The sequence below is a fragment of the Methylobacterium sp. 1973 genome (genome assembly GCF_040545035.1).
In the GTDB taxonomy this organism is placed as follows: domain Bacteria; phylum Pseudomonadota; class Alphaproteobacteria; order Rhizobiales; family Beijerinckiaceae; genus Methylobacterium; species Methylobacterium fujisawaense.
This window is the reverse complement of the sequence record NZ_JBEPLA010000036.1, coordinates 1-5,895: the sequence shown is the minus strand read 5'-3', so window position 1 is coordinate 5,895 and position 5,895 is coordinate 1. Positions and strand designations below refer to the sequence as shown.

Sequence of the window (5,895 nt, the reverse complement as noted above, 5' to 3'; positions counted from 1 at the left end):
GCCACCCGCTACGACAAACTCGCCCGCAACTACGCCTCGGCCCTCGCTCTGGCCGCCGTCATCGCCTTCTGGTGCTGATCGAGTCCACACCCTAGGGCGCAGCCGTTCAGTGGCACCTAAGGCGGCCGGCTAAAACTGGCGCTCATTCGCGCCTGCTCGATTCATGTGGGCCCCTGCCTGTACGAGGCAGCACTGTCTGCAGGATCGAGCCCAGCACCAGTTTTGTCGACCGACCAGACGACATCCGTCTCGGAAACGAAAATCGGTCGGCCAATTTCCTTCTCCCTGAGCCAGCGCGTAAATCCTGAAAAGCCGCTAGTATGGAAAATCATCGGCCGGCTAAGCGCGCGAAACGCTTTCATCAACGTCTCCGCTTCGGCATCGCTGATCTCCTTTTTGAGCGCTAGGCTCAGAAGCTCCATTCTGTCAGCCACCCTCTTTGGAGAGTAGCCCTTCACAGACGTGAGTTCCCGGGTGCAACTCATGGAGTACCCGGCTCGAGATGTCGGAACCGGAACATCGCCACACACGTATAGGGCACGCCCGGCAAATACCGCGATCGGCCGCTCGTCGGGCGCAGTAAAAAGCACGGCATCGGGCGGCGCTTTCTCGCGAACGACCCGAAGCCAGGATGGCATCGCCTTCGCGTCAGGCGCGATATCCGATGCATAAATGTCCAAGGGGGTCGCGTAGCGCAAATCGGGATTGGTCCAGCGAGGAAACTCGTAGACCACGCACGACAGAAACAAAACGATCAATACGCCCGCCACGACTGAGGATCTCGATCCCCTGTTCGCCCATCGGGTAATTTCAGCCGCGACCACGGGGGCCGCGAACAGCAGCGCCGTGAAGAGGAATTTATATCCGACGCCGTCGCGAACCGCGATCACGACGTAGGCCAACTGAAGTCCGAATGTCACGCCGGTGAAAAATAACGTCGGCCACGATATGATTTTCCGTCGAAATATCAGTATTGACAGTAATAGTGCATCAATTGCACAGAATATCCATCCCCACTTGATGAACTGGAGAGGAAAGTCACGAAGATTCACAAGACTGAAGGGCGGAACTTCCGAATCCCGTCCGAGGAAGAGCCCATAGAGAACCACTATGCCGAAGCTCGCGATCCAAAGGGCAAAAATCAGGCCGGTCTTGATAAGAGCCCGACGATCGGACGATCCCACTCCACGGACCTGTTGCAGGATTTCATAGGCAATCAGTGCTGCGGCGACCGCCATACATGAGGGTAAGAAAAGCGGATAAACCAAAGAACTCGCAAAAGACGCTATAACCGCAAGTATGAGAAATGAAGATCGCTTAAACTCAAGGTAGCCCAGTACTGCAAAGACCATCAAGGCAAACGAAGACAACCCGAAAACCATCGTGTCCATGTTTTGAATTTTTTCCATCATTGGCGTTATGCGTGCGTCTCCCAATGCATGGTATTCACTTTTAACTATGCCGAGCATGATATCGGGTAGACCTACGGCGAGAAGTGCAATTGCGGCACTTGCGGCTACCTTCGTTGAGTTATAGCGCTGACCCAGGAACAATATCGAACACTCTACAATGATGATAAACATCGAGATGAAGTGCAAAGTATTTAGCGGTAAGATAAATCTTGTTGGCGAAATCGCGACAAGGTTTGAAATCGAAGACAGCTGCGTCCACCCAAGCCAGCCATAGTTTAGCCGAAGCCCAGCCATCTCAAACTCTTCCGGCAATCGCGGCAGCAAATTGATCTGCTGTATAGCCGCGATCTGCATCATGTTGTGCCAACTGTAATCCGTTCGGAATGTTTCCTTAAGAACCGTAAAGATGATCGGGGCCGCTAAGGCGCAAGCCAGAACCGCGGAATACCCGACGCCACGAAAACTAAGTCTTGGACGAGAGTAAAGAATAAGAGCGACCGCTACGAGAGCATTCAGCGCGCTTGCTAAGTATGTAAACTGCCTAAATTCTAATCCGAATGCTATTGCGACCGGGAGTTCGAGAGACAAAAGTCCCGGCGACAGCACGAAAGCTGCCAAGACCCTCACTCGTATCGGAATCACATCGGCTAGCAAGGCGACCAATAGAAATCCCGGCGCTATCACCAAGGACCCGGCGAGAAGGAGATTCACAGCCTGTGACGCAATCGTCGACATGGTGCCCATGGGAGAACTGCTGCTTATAAGGCAACGATATAATTAAAAACACGCAAGCGCAACTTGGTAGGAATGGTATATGGAACCAAAAATCCAGTCGAAAAGCGATATACGAAACTAATGCAGCTGCTGTATTTTCTGTCTTGGCTGGATATTGCTCGCTAAAACAGAAGCTATATAAGATAAAATGACGCTCGGCTGTGCGCCGTCAGGGCTCTCTCGCTTCGTAGAATTTGGCGTATGATGCCAACAAACTTGGAGGCTCGCAAACATTTTTGATAGCGAGAGAGTGAAAGCGATCGATTGCGCCTCGGATCTTCGGACGTTGAAAGCAGATCGTGCGATCACGTCATCAGGTGATCAGGAGACCGAATTACGCTCCGCAAATCGATCGTGCCGGTAGGGTTCTTCGCCCTGGCGGCTTCACAAGCCGGGCGACCTCGGCCTTGTCGATCCCCCTCATGGCTTGAACGCTCCAACGTGGTGCGCAATGGCTCCTGGCACGTCCGAACGGATGGAGGCGTACCCCCCCCCCCGGTGGTTCCGATGTTTGAGGCGCCGAACTCTGGACAGGTCAGACGCGAGGGAAGCGCTTGGTTCCGTGGTGCCTGCGATGCATTCGACCGCGGATTTGCGTCTTGGGTCCGGTCAGGGAAGATCGGGCCGAAACTAATCGATGCGGACCATCTTGTCGGCAAATGCTATCAGACGAGTTTGGCTACGCGATCCCATATGTGAACTTCATTAAAGCCCCGTCGTAAATCGCTTAGTGCCGATACGATCAAGATCGTGACAGAATCAATCATTAGCATATTTCCCGCCACTTGAACAAATCTCATAATTGTTGGTGCCGATAATTTCCATCTACGGTGTTCATCATGCAGATAACGACGATAATCATAAACTGAAGAATATGATCGCGAGAAAGGAGCGTAGACTCTGTAAAATTGTGACCCACACAAAATACAAATATAGCCATAAAAAGAGCACCAGTTTTGTTGTTGTAGGCGGGATGGCTCAACAATGTCGCGACAGGCCTGACAATAAGAAAGTATAATGCGATCGCGAGGCCAGGCAAACCGATCTGCGACGCGATATCTAAGTATCCGTTATGGCCCTGAGAGGCAATTTCGAACCAGCTTCCTCCTTTTGCATAGTCATAGACCGGGCTAACACCTCCGATGTACCAAAAAGAACCATATCCGGCACCAAGACGCCAGTGATCGGAAATATAAGCTATCAATACGCGCCAGATTTGTGAACGACCTGTCAGTGTATCATCGCGATCCAAGGGTTCCATCAGCCATTCGCCGTACCACAGCAGAATGACCCCGAAACAGAAGACGCCCGTCATTGCCGCTGCGAAGGCTAGCGGCCAATCCCGATGATTGTTGGCACGAAATGCGTGCCCCGATAGCAGGGCCAATAAGGCGAGTGTGGTCGAAGTTTTGGATCCGGTCTTGATCAAAAATAAAAAAGCCGCAATGATAACGATCCATCTTAGAAAGGACAGGTGCCTTTGCTCCATGAAGTAAAAACACAGTACGGTTATCGCACAGAGTGCGCCCATAAAGTTCTTCTCGGGATAAATTCCCCGCCAATCACCAATGAGAGCGACATCTCGGCCGGCCTCCGGCTGGTGTATACCGACGCTCGGGAAGAAAAGGACGGTTACGTAACTTGCAAAGAGCGCCAAAATTAGAGCGATACGGATATGCACAATGCTCTTCGCTACACCGAGTGATTGTATGGCAATAGCAACGGACAGGGCAACGATCGTTGTCAAGGCCAAGCGACGCGTCGCAATTGACGGATCGATTGCCCAGACGATACTCAGCCAACAGTAGGCCAAGATCACACGAACGTTTCCCGGAAGCGCGGACAAGCCTCGAAAGTCGCGATGGATGCCCGTTCCAGCCAATATAATTAATAAAATCAGTACATATCCAAGTTGTCGGAACGGATTTCCTTCGGTCATGGAAGCGGTGCCGCCGCTCAACCCATCCTGGGTGATTGGAGCAGTGACGACCATAATACAAAGTGCAAAAAAAGCAATTGATACGACGCTCTCATGAGCGGACGATCGCAAATTTTGCTCGAAGACGCTGAGTTGACCTGTCCTCATAGATATGTTGTCGTCCTCTCTGAGAAAACGAATAGACTTTAGCTCTGCAAAATCAACGGGAACCCTATTCCGAAAGCGTTGCTAGCGCCGCCTTGCTGCAGCTGCGAATAGACGAAGCGACAGAATCTACACCCAAATCACTTATTCTGACTTTATATCGTAATAGTCGATGTGTCCAGATCGATATAGCTGGTGATTCTCACAATCATTGCCATCATCGCCACTGACCTGACCGGCTGGCTTTGGACCGGGCTGATTGAGAGGATCAGCCAGGACCGAAGGAGCTGGGACATGAAGCGAGGTCAGAAGACGAGCGCGGAGCAGGTCGTGCTGAAGTTGCGCCAGATCGAGGTGCAGACAGCCCAGGGCAAGAGTTTGGCGTTGGCGTGCAAGGAGGCGGAGATCTCCGAGCAGAGCTACTATCGCTGGCGCAAGGAGTACGGCAGCTTGCAGGTCGACCAGGCGCGGAAGATGAAGGATCTGGAGCGCGAGAACGCTCGGTTGCGGCGGCTTGTGGCGGACCTGTCCCTGGAAAAGCAGGTGCTGGCGGACGTCGCCTCGGGAAATTTGCAGCCCCCGAACGACGTCGGCAGGCAGTGGCGGCGATCCAGGAGAAATTCGGCCTCTCGGAACGTCACGCCTGCCGGATCGTCGGCCAGCACCGCGGCACGCAACGCTACGTGCCCACCGTGTTGGCCGACGAGGTGAGCTGACTCGCGCCATCATCGCCCTGGCGTCCGAATACGGGCGCTACGGCTACCGCCGCGTCACCGCGCTGTTGAGAGTAGACGGCTGGCGGGTGGGCAAGGATCGGGTCCAGCGCATCTGGCGTCGTGAGGGGCTCAAGGTCCCCCAGAAGCACCGGCCGCGCAGCCGCCCCTGGCTCAACGACGGCTCCTGCGTGCGGCTGCGGCCGCTTTACCGCAATCACGTCTGGAGCTTCGACTTCGTGCAGGCTCAAACGCACGACGGCCGGAGCCTGCGCATCCTGACGCTGATCGACGAGCATAGCCGGGCGTGCCTCGCGCTGAAGGTGGCGCGGCGCATCAACAGCATCGGCGTGATCGAGGCGCTGGCCGACGCCGTGTGCCTGCACGGCCTCCTGGAGCACATCCGCTGCGACAATGGCCCTGAGATGATCTCAAAGGCACTGCGCAAATGGGTCGCCAAAAACGGGGCCGAAGATCCAGAACATTGCACCCCGCTCGCCGCGGGAGAACGGGTACTGTGAGAGCTTCAACGGCAAGCTACGCGACAAGTGTCTGCGCCAGGAGATCTTCTACTCGCTCAAGGAAGCCCAGGCTGTGATCACCCTCTGGCAAAAGACCTACAACCGCGTTCGGCCGCATCCGTCCCTGGGCGACCTCTCGCCTGCGCCTGTCAGCTACCCGGATCTGGCCTTCCGGCTCCCCATGGCAGCGGCCATGCAGTAGCCTCTTGTAACTTGATCCCGCCCGCGTCGGGTATGCTCCTCGGCGCGGTGGCGAGTGAGAGACCGTTAGCCTCGGCTACCACGCCCATGCCGCGTGACGAGCCGATCCCGGGAGGCTGCCGGCTCGAGCCAAGCGGGACGCGGCACTCATGGTCGAGATCCGGCGCGTGTACGAGGCGAACTTCCGGGTC

General features: G+C 55.0%; 2 protein-coding genes and 1 pseudogene. 1 reads left to right on the top strand and 2 read right to left on the bottom strand.

Features of this window, described 5'->3' with window-relative positions; translation table 11 throughout:
* Window positions 1–161: 161 nt before the first annotated feature.
* A complete protein-coding gene (locus tag ABIC70_RS28295) occupies window positions 162–2,156 on the bottom strand; it encodes a hypothetical protein (RefSeq protein ID WP_354442423.1) in 1,995 nt (664 codons plus the stop codon).
* Between the two features lie 826 nt (window positions 2,157–2,982).
* On the bottom strand, window positions 2,983–4,272 hold the full coding sequence (locus ABIC70_RS28290) for an O-antigen ligase family protein (RefSeq protein WP_354442421.1): 1,290 nt from the start codon (window positions 4,270–4,272) through the stop codon (window positions 2,983–2,985).
* A gap of 291 nt (window positions 4,273–4,563) precedes the next feature.
* Here ABIC70_RS28290 and ABIC70_RS28285 point away from each other — a divergent pair.
* Window positions 4,564–5,705: pseudogene (locus tag ABIC70_RS28285) on the top strand (IS3 family transposase).
* Window positions 5,706–5,895: the final 190 nt, after the last annotated feature.